We start from the raw sequence: 16,861 nt of genomic DNA on the forward strand, positions 1-16,861 counted from the left end.
CATGGAAACCCGAGCCCATCATGTATTGATCGGCCTGTTCACCGTGATTGTGGTGACGGGCGCCCTGCTCTTCGGCCTGTGGCTGGCCAAGTCCAGTGTCGACACCGAGTTCAAGGATTACGAAGTGGTGTTCAACGAGGCGGTCAGCGGCCTGTCCAAGGGCAGTTCCGTGCAGTACAGCGGGATCAAGGTCGGCGACGTGGTGTCGTTGCGACTGGACCCGAAAGACCCGCGCCGGGTGCTGGCGCGGATTCGCCTGGGTGGCGACACCCCGATCAAGGAAGATACCCAGGCCAAACTGGCGCTGACCGGCGTGACCGGGACGTCGATCATCCAGCTCAGTGGCGGCACGCCGCAAAGCCCGGCGTTAAAGGGTAAGGACGGCAAATTGCCGACCATCATCGCGGCACCCTCGCCCATCGCCCGTTTGCTGAACGACAGCAATGACCTGATGTCCGGGGTGAACATGCTGATGCACAACGCCAATCAGATGTTTTCCGAAGAAAACATCGAGCGCATCAGCAAGACCCTGGAGCATCTGGAACAAACCACCGGCACCATCGCCGATCAGCGTGGCGACCTGGGTCAGGCGATCAAGCAACTGGCGTCGGTCGGCAAGCAGGCCAGCACCATGATGGAGCAGACGTCGGCGCTGATGCGCAACGCCAATGGCTTGCTCAATGATCAGGGCAAGCAGATGTTCGGCAGCGCCGAGCAGGCGATGAAGTCGCTGGAACAGAGCAGCGCGACCATCAACAAACTGCTGGCCACCAATCAGGACTCGCTCAATAGCGGCATGCAGGGCCTCAATGGCCTGGCCCCGGCTGTGCGGGAGTTGCGTGAAACCCTGAGCTCGCTGCGCGCCATCTCCCAGCGTCTGGAGGCCAACCCCAGCGGCTACCTGCTGGGCAGTGACAAGAACAAGGAATTTACCCCATGAAGCTGACCCGTCTTGCCCTCCTCGCCAGCTTCACGCTGATCAGTTCGTGCTCGATCCTGCCCAAGTCCGAACCGTTCGATGTCTATCGATTGCCGTCCGCCCAAAGCGCAGCCACCAGCAGCCATGGGACGCCGCAGCGCTGGTCGTTACGCCTGAACAAACCCCAGGCCAGCGAAGCGTTGAACAGCCCGAACATTGCGGTGATCCCCCAGGGCAATGTGATCATCAGCTACAAGGCGTCGCGCTGGAGCGATCCGGCACCGGTGCTGTTGCGTAATCGTCTGCTCGACGGGTTTCAGCGTGATGGCCGCGTGACGCTGCTGAGCACCGACGACAGCAATTTCCAGGCAGACCTGGAGCTGGGCGGCAGTCTGCAGGCATTTCAGACCGAATATCAGGGCACCAGCGCCAGCGTGGTGGTGCGTCTGGATGCCTTGCTGGTGCGTGGCGCCGACCAGCGAATCCTCGCCAGTAAACGCTTTGAAGTGCGCCAGCCGCTGAGCGATGTGAAGGTACCGGCGGTAGTGACCGGGTTCGGTCAGGCGACCGATCAACTGACGGCGCAAGTGGTAGGTTGGGCGGTTGAGCAAGGACAGAAACTCGCGCCGCCAGCGCGACTTTGAAGTCTACACAGACCCTCTGTAGGAGCGAGCCTGCTCGCGATGAACCTGAGAGCACCGAGGGGTGTCAGGTGCCCCGTGTCATCGTTCACGATCATCGCGAGCAGGCTCGCTCCTACGGGGGGATCCGTTAACCGAAGAACCAGTAGCAAACGCCGATGGCGCCCAGCACCCCCGCCAGTTCCGCCAGCAATGCACACCCCACCGCATGCCGCGCGCGCTGGATGCCGACCGAGCCGAAGTACACCGCCAGCACGTAGAACGTCGTTTCAGTACTGCCCTGAACCGTCGCCGCGACCAGCGCCGGGAAGCTGTCCACGCCGGAGGTCTTCATGGTTTCGATCAGCATCGCCCGGGCGGCGCTGCCAGAGAACGGCTTGACCATCGCGGTCGGCAGCGCATCGACAAAACGGGTGTCGAAGCCCGCCCATTGCACCAGATGACGAATCCCGTCGAGACCGAAATCCAGGGCTCCGGATGCGCGCAAAACTCCGACGGCACACAGCATCGCCACCAGATACGGCAGCAGGTTTTTCGCCACGTCGAAGCCTTCTTTCGCGCCTTCGACGAATGCCTCGTAAACCTTCACTTTGCGCAGTGCGCCAATCACCAGAAACACCATGATCAGCCCGAACAGCGTCAGGTTGCCGAGGATCGACGATAGACCGGCCAGCGCAGTGGCCGAGAGCGTCGCCAGCAGCGCCATGAAGCCACCGAGGGCGAGGGCGCCGGGGATCAGATAGGCCAGCACCACCGGGTCCCAGATACGCAGGCGTTGCATGAACGCCACGGATAGAAAGCCGACGATGGTCGAGCAACTGGTGGCCAACAGGATCGGCAGGAACACCAGTGTCGGGTCGGGCGCGCCTTGCTGGGCGCGGTACATGAAGATCGTCACCGGCAGCAGGGTCAGGGAAGAAGCGTTGAGCACCAGGAACAGGATCTGCGCATTACTGGCGACCGTTGCGCTGGGGTTGAGCTCTTGCAGGGCTTTCATGGCCTTGAGGCCGATTGGGGTGGCGGCATTGTCCAGGCCCAGGCCGTTGGCGGCGAAGTTCAGGGTGATAAGGCCGATGGCGGGGTGGCCGGGCGGGACTTCCGGCATCAAGCGCAGAAACAGCGGGCCAAGGGCCCTGGCCAGCCATTCGACGATCCCGGCTTTTTCGGCGATTCGCAGGAAGCCCAGCCAGAGGGTCAGTGTGCCGAACAGCAAGACCATGACTTCGACCGATAACTTGGCCATGGCGAATATGCTTTCCACCATCGCCGCGAAAATCCCGGCGTTACCGCCGATCAACCACTGCGCCAGCGCCGACACGGCTGCCACGATGAAGAAGCCAAGCCAAAGGCCGTTTAGCATCAGTTAAATCCCCCAGAAGATGCGCGAATGATAGCGGGGTGGCCAGAAACGACAAACCCCGGAATTCTCCGGGGTTTGTTTAATACGGCATGCGCGGACCCCTGTAGGAGCGAGCCTGCTCGCGATGAACGACAACGATGACGCGGGCATTCTGGATGAGCGCGGTGCTCCTGTTGCCATCGCGAGCAATCGAGCGTCGACCGACTGCTCTTACAGGGGGCCTGCGTTAGTGACGGGAAATCTCGCCAGCCGGCAGCTTTTCTTTGCTGCGCCAGTGCGGCAGGGAATTCCAGTAGCGCTGGCCCTTGGCGTCGTCGTACATGCCTTCCCAGCGAGAGATGACCAGCACGGCCAGGGCGTTGCCGATCACGTTCAGGGCCGTACGGGCCATGTCCATGACGCGGTCGACACCGGCGATGAACGCCAGGCCTTCCAGTGGAATACCCACACTGCCCAAGGTGGCCAGCAGCACCACGAAGGACACACCCGGTACACCGGCGATGCCTTTGGAGGTCACCATCAGGGTCAGGACCAGCAGCAGTTGCTGACTGATCGACAGGTCGATGCCGTACAGCTGGGCAATGAAGATTGCCGCGATGCTCTGGTACAGGGTCGAACCGTCAAGGTTGAAGGAGTAACCGGTTGGCACCACGAAGCTGCAAATGGCCTTCGGTGCGCCGTAGGCTTCCATCTTCTCGATGACGCGTGGCAGCACGGTTTCGGAGGAGGCGGTGGAGTAGGCCAGTACCAGCTCGTCCTTGAAGATGCGCATCAGCTTGATCACGGAGAAGCCGAACAGGCGAGCGATCAGGCCCAGCACCACGAAGGCGAAGAAGGCGATGGCGACGTAAACCAGGATCACCAGTTTCGCCAGTGGCAGCAGCGAGGCGAAACCGAAGTTGGCCACGGTCACCGCGATCAATGCGAAAACGCCGATCGGGGCGTAGTTCATGATCATGTGAGTGACCTTGAACATGCTTTCCGACACGCCCTGGAACATCTTCACCAGCGGTTCGCGCAGGTCCGGTTGCAGGCTCGACAGACCAAGACCGAACAGCACGGAGAAGAAGATGATCGGCAGCATTTCGCCGCGGGCCATGGCCGCGAAGATGTTCGACGGAATCAGGTTGAGGATGGTTTCGATGAACGCGTGTTCATGCTGAACCTCGGCCGCGGTCGCCTGGTACTTGGAGATGTCCACGGTACCCAGGGTGCTCATGTCGATGCCCGAGCCCGGATGGAACAGGTTGGCCAACAGCAGGCCGACCACAATGGCGATGGTGGTGACGATTTCGAAGTAGACGATGGTCTTCAGGCCGATGCGCCCGAGTTTCTTCGCGTCGCCGACGCCTGCGATGCCGACGATCAACGAGGAGATCACGATCGGGATCACAATCATCTTGATCAGTCGGATAAAGATATCGCCTGCCGGTTGCAGGACGTTGCTGACCCACCAGGCTTTCTCGGCACTGAAATGGTTGAGCAGTGCACCGATTGCTATCCCCAATACCAGACCGATGAGGATCTGCCAGGCGAGGCTAAGCTTTGCCTTCTTCATATCTTTACCCTTACTTCAGTTTGACTCGAGCGAATGCATGGACCGGGTCGCTTGTGGCGAAAAAGTCTGTGCATCCGCCCCCGTATAAGGAGCCCCGGAGCGCTTGTTAATGGCTCTCTGGCAGGCGAAAAAAGGCGCAACTATTCCGATGCAAGGAAGCGACGTCTAATGCCGTAAACGCCTACCCTATGCCGAATCGGCATGAGGTTTTTTAACTGAAACCCGCGTCCCAATCGGTTCGAATGTGACATTTCGGCAGGCAAAAGTGCCGTGAACCGGCCATCACAGCGCAGATTGATTATTTATTGAACAATAGAATAGACGATAAATTTCGTTAAAATCCCACGAGGTTCAGGGAAAACTGACAGGCGAATAAGGGCCATTTTTCTCGATATACGGTCAGTCGCGAGCAACCGGAAAAAGTACTTGAGGGGATGAGAGGGGGATTTTCCGCGGGAGGGGGCTAAACAAGTGCGTCGCTCTGGCTCGACGTTGTGAGCGTGCAAGCTCTCCGCAAGTCCGTCGAGCCATGCTTGACCGGCGAACTTGCGTCGCAGCTTTTACCTGACCCGGCCCTTGCGCAGGCACTCCATGTGCCCGTAGGTCACTCCGCCCCTGACACAGGCAGAACGTCCCGACCCCTTGGTCATGCACCGACCTTCCTCAGGTGGGCGCAGTGGAAGAGGCATTTAGCCCCTTTCATGTTTCAAATTCGGTATCGATGCCTCAATACCAACGTGATCTTTTTTCAGTCGGCATTCCATTGCGGGTTGACCCGCGTCTGCCCGTCATTGGCAGCCAAGGCGATGGCGCAGCCGCCCAGGAGCAGGGCGGCTGCCAGTGTCTTTAACCCAACGTTCATGCTTAGCCTCGACCGCGACGGCCAAAGAAGAAGGAAGCAATGAACATCACCAGGAACACGACAAAGAGAATCTTGGCGATACCCGTGGCGGTGCCCGCGATACCACCGAAGCCCAGTACGGCGGCGACAATGGCAATGATCAAGAATGTGATTGCCCAGCTCAACATGGTGATTCTCCTTACGCTTCTATTTAGAGGTGTTGCTCGTTTCGGCGCGGCGATCGCGCCAAAGGTGTGAACCTAGAACACCCAGCGCTCCTGACGAGGCATCTCATCGTCTGGCCGAGCCTGATCGACATCCATCATTCGTATGGAGGTGTTGTCGCTCATGCCGCTGCTGGCGGCGCTGAAGTGAGTCTGTGTCGGATGTTGAAAGGAAACGCGCGACGCTTCCTGCTGTTGGTTCTGCTCCCAGCGCAGGAACTGCTGGCCGGCGATCAACGTGATCAGCAGCGCGAGTACGGCGAACAGACCTTGCTGAAGATGCAGTGGCGAGAAACGCAATTGGGCGGCACGTTGGCAATTCATCCTGAGGCTCCTCCCACGCTGGGGTTCATTTCGTTGAGGGCGTTTGTTGTTGCCCTGCATTACTCAGGTTGTTGCAGCCTGCATGCCAGCTTTTTTATATATAAAAATCGTTATAAATCAATCTTTTAGGTAATTTGCGCAAATGGCTGCGGACGCATCCTGCACGATGGCCCTTTGCGCCGTCGTGCGTAATGCACGATCGATTTGACCCAGGTCGCATTATTTTTGAATTGAACGTAGGGCGCAGGTGTCAGAAATGGACACAAGGCATCGTGTCAGGAGAGAGCTAACCTGCCATGGAAGGAATGCATCAGAATAAACCATGCAACTTGCCCGATTTTTCCGGGACTAACCAAGATCATTCATTAAGGAGCGTAGGAAAATGGAATCCGCCACTGAGCACCAAGGTCGTATTCTTCTGGTGGATGATGAGTCTGCCATCCTGCGTACCTTTCGCTATTGCCTGGAAGACGAGGGCTATAGCGTGGCGACCGCCAACAGTGCTGCGCAGGCCGACGCGCTGTTGCAACGTCAGGTCTTCGACCTGTGCTTCCTTGATTTGCGTCTGGGTGAAGACAACGGTCTGGATGTGCTGGCGCAGATGCGGATTCAGGCACCCTGGATGCGCGTGGTGATCGTCACCGCGCACTCGGCCGTGGACACTGCCGTGGATGCTATTCAGGCCGGTGCTGCCGATTATCTGGTCAAACCCTGCAGTCCCGATCAATTGCGCCTGGCAACCGCCAAACAGTTGGAAGTCCGGCAATTGTCGGCGCGTCTGGAAGCCCTGGAAGGCGAAGTGCGCAAACCCAAGGACGGCCTGGATTCCCACAGTCCGGCGATGAAGGTGGTGCTCGAAACCGCCCGCCAGGTGGCGGTGACCGATGCCAATATTTTGATTCTCGGCGAATCCGGCACCGGTAAAGGCGAACTGTCCCAGGCGATTCACGGCTGGAGCAAGCGGGCGAAAAAATCCTGCATCACCATCAATTGTCCGTCGCTGACCGCCGAACTCATGGAAAGCGAGCTGTTCGGTCACAGCCGTGGCGCGTTCACCGGGGCCAGCGAAAGCACCTTGGGGCGTGTCAATCAGGCAGACGGCGGCACGCTGTTTCTTGATGAGATCGGCGATTTTCCCTTGATTTTGCAACCCAAGTTGCTGCGATTCATCCAGGACAAGGAATACGAGCGTGTCGGCGATCCGGTCACCCGCCGCGCCGATGTACGCATTCTCGCGGCCACCAACCAGAACCTCGAAGACATGGTCCGCGATGGCCGTTTCCGGGAAGACCTGCTCTATCGTCTGAACGTCATCACCTTGCACTTGCCGCCGCTGCGCGAACGCAGAGAAGACATTTTGACCCTGGCCGACCGGTTCCTGGCGCGGTTCGTCAAGGAGTACGCGCGTCCGGCCCGGGGCTTCAGCGATGAGGCGCGTGAAGCGCTGTTGAGCTATCGCTGGCCGGGCAACATTCGCGAACTGCGTAACGTGGTGGAGCGAGCGAGCATTATCTGCCCGCAGGAGCTGGTCGAGATCGTTCACCTGGGGATGGCCGACACGCCAGTCAATAATGCGCCACGCATCGGCGCGGCGTTGAGCCTGGATGAATTGGAAAAGGCCCACATCGGCGCCGTCCTGGCCACTGCCGGCACGCTGGATCAAGCGGCGAAGACTTTGGGTATCGACGCTTCGACCCTGTACCGCAAACGCAAGCAGTACAACTTGTGAGCCTCCGATGAAACTGGCGATGAAGTTGCGGACCCGGCTGTTCCTGAGCATTTCCGCGCTCATCACCGTAGCGCTGCTCGGGCTGCTGCTCGGGCTGGTCAGCGTGATGCAAATGGCCGGGAGCCAGGAAGCCTTGGTGCGCAACAACTTCAGCACCCTGGACCTGGGCCTCAAATTGCGCCAGACCCTGGGCGATCAACTGATCATCATGCTCAGTGAAAACCATGACGCCGCGGCCTTTGAGGCTTCCAAGCAGCATTACCTCGAGCTTTTGGATCAAGGCATTGCCAAAGAGCCGCCGGTCGAAGGTAATGAGAACGGCTTCAGAAAAGCCAAGGCTGACTACTTGAGCTTCATCCAGGCGTATGAAGCGGCCGATGAACCGACGCATGTGCTGAGTGGCAACCAGGCGCTCACTGAAAAATTCAATGCGCTGCGAACGGGTTTGCTCAATGAGCACAAGCAGGCGCTGGATAACATCAGCGCCACGGAGCGTTCGTCCCGTGAGCGAGCGCTGCTGATCGCCGGGCTTCTGGGGTTGGTCGGTCTCGCGGTGCTGATCATTGGTTTCGTGACCGCTCATGCCATCGCCCGGCGTTTCGGGGAGCCCATCGAAGCGTTGGCGCAGGCGGCGGACAATATTGGCCAAGGCAAATTCGACGTCACGCTGCCGATTTCCTCGGCGGTGGAGTTGAACCAGTTGACCAAGCGTTTCGGGATCATGGCCGAGGCGCTGCGTGAGCATCAGGCCACGAACGTCGATGAGTTGCTGGCGGGCCAGCAGCGGTTGCAAGCCGTGCTCGACAGCATCGATGACGGCCTGCTGATGATAGATCGTCAAGGGCGCCTGGAGCACCTCAACCCGGTAGCGCAACGTCAGCTGGGTTGGGACTCCGATCGCCTCGGCCAAGGGCTGGGCACCGCCCTGGAGCGTCCCGAGCTCGATGAGCAGCTGCAACTGGTGCTGCGTGGCGGCACGCTGGAGCGGGCGCCGGAGGACTTGAGTGTCGAGGTCGATGGCGAGTCGCGCCTGCTGACCTATAGCCTGACGCCGGTCAGCCATACCCAGGGCCATATTCTCGGCGCGGTGATGGTGTTGCATGACGTCACCGAGCAGCGCGCTTTCGAGCGGGTACGCAGCGAGTTCGTGTTGCGCGCTTCCCATGAGTTGCGCACCCCGGTCACCGGCATGCACATGGCGTTCGGCCTGTTCCGCGAGCGCACGCATTTCCCCCCGGAATCCCGTGAGGCCGATCTGCTGGACACGGTGAACGAAGAGATGCAGCGCCTGATGCAGTTGATCAACGACCTGCTGAATTTTTCCCGTTACCAGAATGGCTTGCAAAAACTGACGCTCGCGCCCTGTTCCATCGAGGATCTTTTGGAGCAAGCGCGGTTACGATTTGCCGAGGGCGCCGAGCAGAAGGGCATTGAGTTGTTGGTGGAAATGCAGGGGCCATTGCCGCACTTGCAGGCCGACCAGCCGCAACTGGACCGTGTGCTCGATAACCTGATCGACAATGCGCTTCGCCACACCGCCCGTGGTGGTCTCATCCGTTTGCAGGCCCGGCGCCACGGCGAGCGGGTCATTATCAGTGTCGAAGATAATGGAGAAGGCATCGCCTACGGGCAGCAAGGGCGTATTTTCGAGCCCTTTGTGCAGGTGGGTCGCAAAAAAGGCGGAGCGGGGCTCGGCCTGGCGTTGTGCAAGGAAATCGTGCAGCTGCATGGTGGGCGGATGGGGGTTTATTCGCGGCCGGGGCAGGGCACTCAGTTCTATATGGCGCTGGCGGTGTAGCGGCTTTCAGGCCTCGTCATCCAGGCGTCGCTTGTTCACCCGGCGACCCCGCGTAATCAGTTCGATGAGTTGTACTGCACTCAGCGCATGGGCGAACAACCAGCCCTGGCCGAACTTCACGCCTTCACTGCTCAACAACGCGGCCTGGGATTCATGCTCGATGCCCTCGGCGATGACCTTCAAGTGCAGTGACTGAGCCATGTGGATGATGTGCGGGGCCACGCCGCTGCTCGCCGCGTCATGACCCAGTGCATCAATAAAGGCCTTGTCGATTTTCAGGCAATCCACGGGCAGGGTTTGCAGGTAGGCAAGGCTGCAATAGCCGGTGCCGAAGTCATCGATCAACACCTGATGCCCGACGTCCCGCAAGGCTTGCAGGTTTTCCCGCGCCACCTCGACATCGATCAGTCCGCGTTCTGTGACTTCGAAGGCAATTTGCTTGGCCGCGACCCGGTGCAAGGTGAGCAGGCGTGCCATCACTTGGCCGATGCGCGGGATCATGACATCACACGCCGCCAGGTTGACCGAGATGTAGAGCTGCGGATTGGCCCGCAGCACTTGCCCGAGCTGCTCAAGCAGGCGTTGCAGGACGAAGTCGGTCATCTGCCGGATCTGGCCGGTATTCTCGGCCATGGGGATGAACAGGTCGGGACTGGTCAGGCTACCGTCCGGCCTGCGCCAACGCAGCAAGGCCTCGGCCCCGACGCAGTTGCGACTGTCGAGATCGAAAATCGGCTGATACAACACTTGCAGCTCGCCGCGGCGAATGGCCCCCGTCAGTTCCGCATCCAGCGACTGTCGCTGGCGTACCAGCAGGAACACCAGGAAGCCGACAAAGGCAGCCAGCACCAGACTGACCGGTAACAACCACCACCACATCGGCGGTATATGGGTGCTCGTGCGGGGGCTGATCAGCACCAGTTGGAATTCCGGGTTGGCGGTGGGCATGCGGTAAATCAAACGGTACTGCGTGACTTGCAGTGCGTCGCGGCTATTGAGTGGCCAAGGTTCGGTCAGCGACCAGACCTGTGAGTCACCCAACACCGGTATCGCCCTGGTGCCATGATCGAGAACCACCAACAAACTGCTGCCCGGTGACAGGTCGACCATGTCGGTCAAGTGGCCGCGAGACGTGGCCACACGAAAATTGCCACGGCCGAGCATCAGCGCCGCACGGTTTTCATCGGGTTCAGTGGTGGTGTTCAGCCAATAACTGTAGGTGGGCCCCTTGATGTCCGGTGGCCGGGTCAGCGACAAACCTTCCTGGCGGGGGCGGCTCGAGCAGATCCGTTCCGCGTCCATATAGGCGGCTTCATACACAAAGCGGTAATTGAAGCTGACTTGCTGCAGGGTCGCGATCATCTCGTCATTGCAGGTTCGCAATGGCTGCGCTTCCAGGTCATCGAGGCTTTCGCGCAATTGCCCGAAAAGTTGCTCCAGGCGGGCGAGGAAACGTTCGCTTTGGGCATTCATTTCCTGACTTTCGTTTTGTTCGACCTGCTGGATGGCCACGAAGTAGCTGCCGGCCAACAGCAGTGAAGCACTTAAGACAGCAGCGAGCATCGCCAAAAACCAGGGGCGATAGAACCAGCTACGGAGCATGTCTCGAGCAGCAGTCATTTTGGAATATCCGACGGATTACCAATGAGTTATAGCTGCTGATTGAGAAAGTGCGTTGACCGCCGGGCGGGCGTCATTATTTTGTCTGATTAAGCACCTGAAGGAGGGCTGCCGTTTGCGCGTCCAGGGTTCCGTCGTAGCGTGACGGCCGGAAGTGCATTTGAAAGGCGGCGAGCACATGGCGGGTTGCCACGTCCAGTTCGCCGGTTTGCGGCGTGTCGTAACCGACGCGGGCCAGCTGTGTCTGAAACCAGGTGATGCTCGGCAACTGTGCCTCGAATATCGCTTGTTGCCTCGCGACGGCTTGCTCGTTCGGCCAAAAGCCGATGCCTTCGCTCGCCAGGCGTTTCCAGGGAAACAGCGGCCCCGGATCGAGTTTGCGCAGCGGTGCGATGTCGCTGTGGCCGATGATGCTGCGAGGGCTGATGGCGTGGCGCTTGCTGATGTCCTTGAGCAGGACGATCAGCGACTGGACCTGGGCTTCGCTGTAGGGATACCAGAGACGTCCGGTCGGCGTGTCCTTGAACCCCGGATTGACGATTTCGATGCCGATGGAACTGGAGTTGAGCCAGGTCCGTCCTTGCCATTGGCTGTCCCCGGCGTGCCAGGCTCGCTGGTTTTCGTCCATCAGTTTGAAGATGGTCGCGTTCTTGTCGTCGCCAATCAGGTAGTGGCTACTGACTTCACCGTGGGTGAGCAGTTGCAGAGAGCGCTCCTGGGATGCATTGGTGTAATGCAGCACCACGAACTGAATGCGGCTGTCGTGGTTGGCGGAGGGGTGGCTGGTGTCGAAGCGGGGGCCGCTGGCGCAGCCGGCCAGCAGAATCAGCGACACGATAAGAGCGAAATATTTCATGGTCGAGGGCAATACACGCAAGACAGTAATGCAACAGTGTAACGTACTGCCTTGCGTGCGGACGCCCATCGCGCAGTTTTAAACAAAATGGAACAATTGCCCGTCAGCCCAGTTCCACCCGGTTTCGTCCTGCGTTTTTGGCGCGGTAGAGTGCCTGATCGGCTCTCTTAAGCACCAGGTCGCTATGTTCCCCGGGCTTGAACGCCGTCAGGCCCATGGAAATAGTGATCGTCACCCGCTCACCCTTGAAGTGGAAAGGGCAGGCTTCAATGGATGCGCGCAGGTACTCCAGCAGCTTCATGCCGGCCGCCGGCACGGTGGAAGGCATCAACAGGACAAACTCTTCACCGCCGAAGCGTGCAATGAAATCCGTGCCACGCAGGCGTTTGCGCAGCACGCTGGCGATGAGTTTCAGCACTTTGTCGCCCGCCAGGTGACCGTAGTTATCGTTAATGCGCTTGAAGTGATCGAGGTCGAGCATCGCCAGCATCAGCGTGTTGCCGTGTTGCTGCCACTCGCTGATTTCGTGGTCCAGGCGTTCGCTCCAGGCGGCGCGGTTGGGCAGGCCGGTCAGCGGGTCGATCAAGGCTTTCTGGCGTTGCTCTTCGAGGTGTTCGCGAAAACCCAGGGCTTCCTGCTCCATGAGGGCCACCCGTTCGGCCAGGCTTTTGAGGCGGCCCGCCACCTCCTGCTCACGCTCGTCGCGTTGCTTGCGGTGCTGGTCCATGGTGCCCAGCAGGCCTTCGAGCTGGTTCTCCAGTACTTGCTTGAGGTCATCCAGGTCTGCCGCTTCATGCATGCTGTTCTGCAAGCCGTCGACTTGTTCGCGGATTTGCGTGTCCATGGCTTGCGCGGCAGACCGGCTGTCGGCATGACCGTCGCTGGCAGCCTGCAGATTGCTCTGGAACGACTCGAGTCGTTCGTTGAGTCGTTGCAGGTAAGTCTCGAATTCGTGCTGACCGCTATCAGAGATCGCCAGCATCAAGGTCGCGAGATCGTCGAGGATCGGTAGCAATTCGTACCAGTTCAAACCATTTTTCAGGCGGTCACGCATCGACTCGGCTTGCGGGCGGTGACGTTCAGGCAGCGTCAGGTCGTCGAGCAGGCCCAGCAAGGTGTCTTCGATGTGTTTGGCGACCGAGCTGTACGACGGCTCGGGCGAGTCCGGCAGGGCATAGAGTACGTCGTCCTCGGATTGCTCCGGATCGATGGCCGCCAGTGCCTGGGCCATGGGCGTCGGAAGTGGCAGGGTGTCGAGAAACACCACCGGGGTCAGTTCGTCAGGGTTGGTTCCCGGCTCAGTCTGCGCCACTGGTGCGACGGAGGAGGATTCCGCTTCCCTGGGTGCCTCTGAAGCAGTTGGGGCCGTCGTCTCGATGGGCGAGTCGGGCTTTTGTCGAGGTTCCGGGGCTGGCGGAACAACTGCGTGTACGGCTGACGATTCTGTCGTTTGCGATGAGGTTTCGATGGCCGGTGGGGTGGAAACCGCTTCGGGAGAAACCGGAAGCGCCTTCGGCGGTTCGTCAACGGCGGGTGCGAGATCCACAGGTACTGAAGGGGTCGCGGCAGCCGGCGCGGAAACGGCTTCGGCGGACGGCGCGATGGGGGCCTGCTCCAAGGCGACGGCCGCTTCCTCGGTTTCGCGGTGACCGAACAGCCGCTGCAACAGCCCCGGTCGATCGGGTTCTGTCGGGCTATCCAGCTGACTCAGGGCCTTGCCTTGCAGACCGCTGAGCTCACTCAGGAGCAAAGGGATCTCGCGGGCCTGGCTGACCCGACTGTCCAGTTGTTTGGCGAAATTCTTCAGTGGTCGCCGGACTTCTCGGGGCAGCGGCAATTTTTGCAATTGAGTGACCAAGGCGGTCAGTGCGGCGCTGGTCTGGTTGACACGTGTCTCCCGGCGCTGCTCGGAGTCGAGCACGGCTTTTTCCAGGCGCGGGAGCAGGGCGGCCAGGCCGGCGTCCATGTCGTCGGTGCGCACCACTTCGCGCATTTCCTTCATGCACTGGTCGACGGCGCGGTCGGTGCCTTCCGCCGCCAGGGTGCTGCGTACCAGGCCGCGGCGCAGCAAGTCGAGGCGTGCGTCCCAGCGACGTTCGAGCTTTTCCTGTTGTTCGATGCTTTTGAGGTATTTCTCTTTCCAGCGCTGTGTTTCGTCGCTCATTCAAGGGATCCGCGAGGGGCAGGACTCAACGCGGGCAATGCATCGGCCGTGAGCGAACCCGGCAGACGAATCTCTACCGCGACCGGCAGGTGATCGGAAATGGGCTGGGCCAGCACTTCGACCTTTTCAAGGGTCAGGGTCGGGCTCAACAGAATATGGTCCAGACAGCGCTGCGGACGCCAGCTGGGGAAGGTCGCTTCCAGTTGCGGGGCCAGCAGGCCGAGATCACGCAATGGCGAGTTTTGCAGCAAGTCGCTGGCATGAGTATTCATGTCGCCCATCAGTACCTGGTGCTTGTAATCGCCAATCAGATCACGGATATAGGCCAGTTGCAGGCTGCGAGCGCGGGCGCCCAGTGCCAGGTGCATCATGACCACCACCAACGCCTCCGGGCCTTCGCCGAAGCGCACCAGAATCGCCCCGCGACCTTTCGGCCCCGGCAGCGGATGATCTTCAATCGCCCACGGGCGCAGGCGGCTCAGCACGCCGTTGCTGTGCTGAGCGAGACGCCCGAGATTTCGATTGAGTTGTTGATACCAGTAGGGGAAGGCGCCGAGCTGGGCCAGGTGTTCGACTTGGTTGACGTAGCCTGAACGTAGGCTGCCGCCATCGGCTTCCTGCAAGGCGACCAGGTCGAAGTCGCCGAGCAGATTGCCGATTTTCTGCAGATTGTCGGCACGCCCGGGATGCGGCAACAGGTGTTGCCAGCCTCGGGTCAGGTAGTGCCGATAGCGCTCGGTGCTGATGCCGACCTGAATGTTGAAGCTGAGCAAGCGAAGACGGCTGTCCGCCGGCAAGCCCGTAGACTCCAGATGGTGTTCGTTGACCTGCGGATCATGCAGGCCAACGACGCGTTCGGTTCCCCAGCGGCGCATGCTCAGTACCGCGCTTAGTTGGCAGCAGCCTTATTGGTGGCTCGCTCTTTGTCGACCAGTTTGTCGGCCAGTTGCAGAGCCTGTTCGGCACCACCGGCAGAACCGACGTCAAAGCGATACTTGCCGTTGACGATCAGGGTTGGCACGCCGGTGATTTCATATTTCTTGGCCAGTTCGCGGGCCTGGACGATCTTGCCCTTGATGGCGAAGGAGTCGAAGGTGGCCAGGAACTTGTCCTTGTCTACGCCCTGGGTGGCCAGGAAGTCCGCCATGTCATTCTTGTCGGTGAGCTTTTTGTGTTCTTTCTGGATGGCATTGAACACCGCAGCGTGCACCTTGTGCTCGACGCCCATGGCTTCAAGGGTCAGGAACATTTGGCCGTGGGCGTCCCATGGGCCACCGAACATGGCGGGGATGCGTACGAAATTCACGTCGGACGGCAGTTTTTCGACCCACGGATTGATCACTGGCTCAAAGGCGTAGCAATGCGGGCAGCCGTACCAGAACAGCTCCACCACTTCGATCTTGCCAGGCACGGCAACCGGAACCGGATTAGTCAGTTCGACATAAGGGGTAACGGGGGCTTCGGCGGCCTGGGCAGTCATGCCGAACAGGCTGGCAGCGACGAGTGCGGCGCTGATGATCAGATTACGCATGCTTTACTCCTGGACAATTTTATCGCCACGCGCGACCTGTTTTCAGACAGGTCCTGGCGGGCTTGAGTTCTGTAGTGTAACGGCAGCGGCCACAAAAAAGGGCGGCCAAAGCCACCCTTTTTATACTTGCCGCGACGGATTAATCGAGCGTTAACGTGGCAGGCGACAGACTCCCTGCGCAACGCCCGATTCGCCGGTCTTAGTGCAGGCCTTGAATGTAGCTGGACACCGCTTCGATGTCTTTGTTGCTGAGCTTCGCGGCAATACTGCGCATGACCATGGTGTCACCGTCGTTCGTACGGTTACCTTCACGGAAGTCAGTCAGTTGCTTGGTCACGTATTGAGCATGCTGACCGCCCAGGTGCGGGAAGCCGGCTGCCGCGTTACCTGCGCCATTAGGCGAGTGGCAACCGGTGCACGCGGGCATGCCCTGATCCACTTTGCCGCCACGGAACAAATCCTGACCGCGAGCCACAAGCTTCTCATCGGCGGCACCGACACTGCCTTTCTGGCTGGAGAAATAGGCAGCGATATCGGCCAGGTCCTGATCGCTCAGGTTGGTCAGCAGGCCCGTCATTTCCAGAACCGTGCGCTTGCCCGACTTGATGTCGTGCAGTTGCTTGGTCAGGTAGCGTTCGCCCTGGCCGGCCAGTTTTGGAAAGTTAGGCGCCATGCTGTTGCCATCCGGGCCATGACAGGCACCACATACGGCGGCTTTTGCCTGGCCTGCAGTGGCGTCACCAGGTTTTACTGGCTCACCTGCAGCATGGGCAATGCCGGAGATCCCCACGGTCAACAGCAGACTCACGATCAATTTGTTCATCAGCTAATCCAACTACGGCTAAGGGTTAAAGAGTTATGGACCGGGATTACTCGCTCATCCACTGGATGATGGCCTGGTAATCCTCGGCACTGCAGTCCATGCACAAACCACGCGGCGGCATCGCCTTGAAACCCTGGGTCACGTGTTGCACCAGCGTCTCCATACCTTTCGCCAACCTCGGCGTCCAAGCTGCCTGATCGCCCTTGCGGGGCGCTATGGGTAGTTGGCCGGAATGACAGGCACCACAAACACGGTTGTACACAGCTTCCGGATCCTGTGTAGCCTGAGCGCTGTAAAGCGGCATCAAGACACCGGCAACTAGCAGCCATTTCGTCATAAAACGACCTTTTCAGGGTTGAGAGCGTGTTGCGTTCTAATGCGCAATCAAGGTCTATCGCTCTCATGAACTTCATCCTACGCTGGGACAAAGCGCACACAAAATCTGCGGCATTATATACTGGCGTCAGTGAAAC

Annotated in this window: 15 protein-coding genes and 2 pseudogenes; 4 read left to right on the plus strand and 13 right to left on the minus strand. The window is 59.7% G+C overall.

All coding sequences use genetic code 11. From position 1 onward, the window contains the following. Window position 1: 1 nt before the first annotated feature. The gene (locus ACX3YD_RS16125) at window positions 2-940 is read left to right on the plus strand and encodes an MlaD family protein (protein ID WP_130208020.1); all 939 of its coding nucleotides are present in this window, start codon (window positions 2-4) and stop codon (window positions 938-940) included. Further along, window positions 937-1,563 carry an ABC-type transport auxiliary lipoprotein family protein gene (locus ACX3YD_RS16130; protein WP_103405358.1) on the plus strand — a complete coding sequence of 209 codons (627 nt, stop codon included), beginning with the start codon at window positions 937-939 and terminating at the stop codon, window positions 1,561-1,563. Before ACX3YD_RS16125 ends, ACX3YD_RS16130 begins: the two co-directional genes overlap by 4 nt. 17 nt (window positions 1,564-1,580) lie before the next feature. On the opposite strand, the pseudogene ACX3YD_RS16135 reads toward ACX3YD_RS16130, so the two are convergent. From ACX3YD_RS16135 to ACX3YD_RS16160, 6 genes and pseudogenes are all read right to left on the minus strand, one after another. Further along, window positions 1,581-1,658, minus strand: a pseudogene (locus ACX3YD_RS16135) (outer membrane lipoprotein carrier protein LolA); the annotation flags it as partial. A gap of 32 nt (window positions 1,659-1,690) precedes the next feature. Then, window positions 1,691-2,920, minus strand: coding sequence for a nucleoside recognition domain-containing protein (locus ACX3YD_RS16140; protein ID WP_047535748.1), 1,230 nt, complete (start codon window positions 2,918-2,920; stop codon window positions 1,691-1,693). A gap of 226 nt (window positions 2,921-3,146) precedes the next feature. After that, entirely contained in the window at window positions 3,147-4,478 is a 1,332-nt protein-coding gene (gene gltP / locus ACX3YD_RS16145) for a glutamate/aspartate:proton symporter GltP (RefSeq protein WP_103405359.1), read from the minus strand. A 751-nt stretch (window positions 4,479-5,229) separates the two neighbouring features. Beyond that, window positions 5,230-5,340 (minus strand): annotated as a pseudogene (locus ACX3YD_RS16150) (inhibitor of vertebrate lysozyme family protein); the annotation flags it as partial. Between the two features lie 2 nt (window positions 5,341-5,342). Then, window positions 5,343-5,507 carry a DUF1328 domain-containing protein gene (locus tag ACX3YD_RS16155; RefSeq protein ID WP_003170804.1) on the minus strand — a complete coding sequence of 55 codons (165 nt, stop codon included), beginning with the start codon at window positions 5,505-5,507 and terminating at the stop codon, window positions 5,343-5,345. 72 nt (window positions 5,508-5,579) lie between these two features. Next, window positions 5,580-5,867: a hypothetical protein gene (locus tag ACX3YD_RS16160; protein WP_047535784.1), complete on the minus strand. Its 288-nt coding sequence runs from the start codon at window positions 5,865-5,867 to the stop codon at window positions 5,580-5,582. A gap of 382 nt (window positions 5,868-6,249) precedes the next feature. On the opposite strand from ACX3YD_RS16160, the gene algB reads away from it, so the two are divergent. Both algB and ACX3YD_RS16170 read left to right on the plus strand, forming a co-directional pair. After that, complete coding sequence (algB, locus tag ACX3YD_RS16165) at window positions 6,250-7,596, plus strand: sigma-54-dependent response regulator transcription factor AlgB (RefSeq protein WP_047535787.1); 1,347 nt, start codon at window positions 6,250-6,252, stop codon at window positions 7,594-7,596. 7 nt (window positions 7,597-7,603) lie between these two features. Then, the gene (locus ACX3YD_RS16170; RefSeq protein ID WP_458960497.1) at window positions 7,604-9,394 is read left to right on the plus strand and encodes a KinB sensor domain-containing domain; all 1,791 of its coding nucleotides are present in this window, start codon (window positions 7,604-7,606) and stop codon (window positions 9,392-9,394) included. Window positions 9,395-9,400: 6 nt separating this feature from the next. On the opposite strand, the gene ACX3YD_RS16175 is transcribed toward ACX3YD_RS16170, so the two are convergent. The 7 genes from ACX3YD_RS16175 to ACX3YD_RS16205 form a co-directional block, all read right to left on the minus strand. Then, the gene (locus ACX3YD_RS16175; protein ID WP_458960498.1) at window positions 9,401-11,014 is read right to left on the minus strand and encodes an EAL domain-containing protein; all 1,614 of its coding nucleotides are present in this window, start codon (window positions 11,012-11,014) and stop codon (window positions 9,401-9,403) included. Between the two features lie 76 nt (window positions 11,015-11,090). Then, complete coding sequence (locus ACX3YD_RS16180; protein ID WP_458960499.1) at window positions 11,091-11,870, minus strand: N-acetylmuramoyl-L-alanine amidase; 780 nt, start codon at window positions 11,868-11,870, stop codon at window positions 11,091-11,093. A 103-nt stretch (window positions 11,871-11,973) separates the two neighbouring features. Then, window positions 11,974-14,034 carry a GGDEF domain-containing protein gene (locus tag ACX3YD_RS16185; protein ID WP_458960500.1) on the minus strand — a complete coding sequence of 687 codons (2,061 nt, stop codon included), beginning with the start codon at window positions 14,032-14,034 and terminating at the stop codon, window positions 11,974-11,976. Then, the gene (locus ACX3YD_RS16190) at window positions 14,031-14,909 is read right to left on the minus strand and encodes an endonuclease/exonuclease/phosphatase family protein (protein ID WP_103405363.1); all 879 of its coding nucleotides are present in this window, start codon (window positions 14,907-14,909) and stop codon (window positions 14,031-14,033) included. Before ACX3YD_RS16190 ends, ACX3YD_RS16185 begins: the two co-directional genes overlap by 4 nt. 14 nt (window positions 14,910-14,923) lie before the next feature. After that, entirely contained in the window at window positions 14,924-15,565 is a 642-nt protein-coding gene (gene dsbA / locus ACX3YD_RS16195) for a thiol:disulfide interchange protein DsbA (RefSeq protein WP_103405364.1), read from the minus strand. A gap of 199 nt (window positions 15,566-15,764) precedes the next feature. Next, window positions 15,765-16,388, minus strand: coding sequence for a c-type cytochrome (locus ACX3YD_RS16200; protein WP_047535802.1), 624 nt, complete (start codon window positions 16,386-16,388; stop codon window positions 15,765-15,767). A gap of 46 nt (window positions 16,389-16,434) precedes the next feature. Further along, window positions 16,435-16,725, minus strand: coding sequence for a c-type cytochrome (locus ACX3YD_RS16205; protein WP_458960501.1), 291 nt, complete (start codon window positions 16,723-16,725; stop codon window positions 16,435-16,437). Window positions 16,726-16,861 lie beyond the last annotated feature (136 nt).

This window comes from Pseudomonas fluorescens group sp. PF-1, assembly GCF_054481335.1.

Bases quoted from the DNA above. Each gene is read 5' to 3' on its own strand.
- ACX3YD_RS16125 (WP_130208020.1), top strand. From the start codon at position 2: ATGGAAACCCGAGCCCATCATGTATTGATCGGCCTGTTCACCGTGATT.
- ACX3YD_RS16130 (WP_103405358.1), top strand. From the start codon at position 937: ATGAAGCTGACCCGTCTTGCCCTCCTCGCCAGCTTCACGCTGATCAGT.
- ACX3YD_RS16140 (WP_047535748.1), bottom strand. From the start codon at position 2,920: ATGCTAAACGGCCTTTGGCTTGGCTTCTTCATCGTGGCAGCCGTGTCG.
- gltP (WP_103405359.1), bottom strand. From the start codon at position 4,478: ATGAAGAAGGCAAAGCTTAGCCTCGCCTGGCAGATCCTCATCGGTCTG.
- ACX3YD_RS16155 (WP_003170804.1), bottom strand. From the start codon at position 5,507: ATGTTGAGCTGGGCAATCACATTCTTGATCATTGCCATTGTCGCCGCC.
- ACX3YD_RS16160 (WP_047535784.1), bottom strand. From the start codon at position 5,867: ATGAATTGCCAACGTGCCGCCCAATTGCGTTTCTCGCCACTGCATCTT.
- algB (WP_047535787.1), top strand. From the start codon at position 6,250: ATGGAATCCGCCACTGAGCACCAAGGTCGTATTCTTCTGGTGGATGAT.
- ACX3YD_RS16170 (WP_458960497.1), top strand. From the start codon at position 7,604: ATGAAACTGGCGATGAAGTTGCGGACCCGGCTGTTCCTGAGCATTTCC.
- ACX3YD_RS16175 (WP_458960498.1), bottom strand. From the start codon at position 11,014: ATGACTGCTGCTCGAGACATGCTCCGTAGCTGGTTCTATCGCCCCTGG.
- ACX3YD_RS16180 (WP_458960499.1), bottom strand. From the start codon at position 11,870: ATGAAATATTTCGCTCTTATCGTGTCGCTGATTCTGCTGGCCGGCTGC.
- ACX3YD_RS16185 (WP_458960500.1), bottom strand. From the start codon at position 14,034: ATGAGCGACGAAACACAGCGCTGGAAAGAGAAATACCTCAAAAGCATC.
- ACX3YD_RS16190 (WP_103405363.1), bottom strand. From the start codon at position 14,909: ATGCGCCGCTGGGGAACCGAACGCGTCGTTGGCCTGCATGATCCGCAG.
- dsbA (WP_103405364.1), bottom strand. From the start codon at position 15,565: ATGCGTAATCTGATCATCAGCGCCGCACTCGTCGCTGCCAGCCTGTTC.
- ACX3YD_RS16200 (WP_047535802.1), bottom strand. From the start codon at position 16,388: ATGAACAAATTGATCGTGAGTCTGCTGTTGACCGTGGGGATCTCCGGC.
- ACX3YD_RS16205 (WP_458960501.1), bottom strand. From the start codon at position 16,725: ATGACGAAATGGCTGCTAGTTGCCGGTGTCTTGATGCCGCTTTACAGC.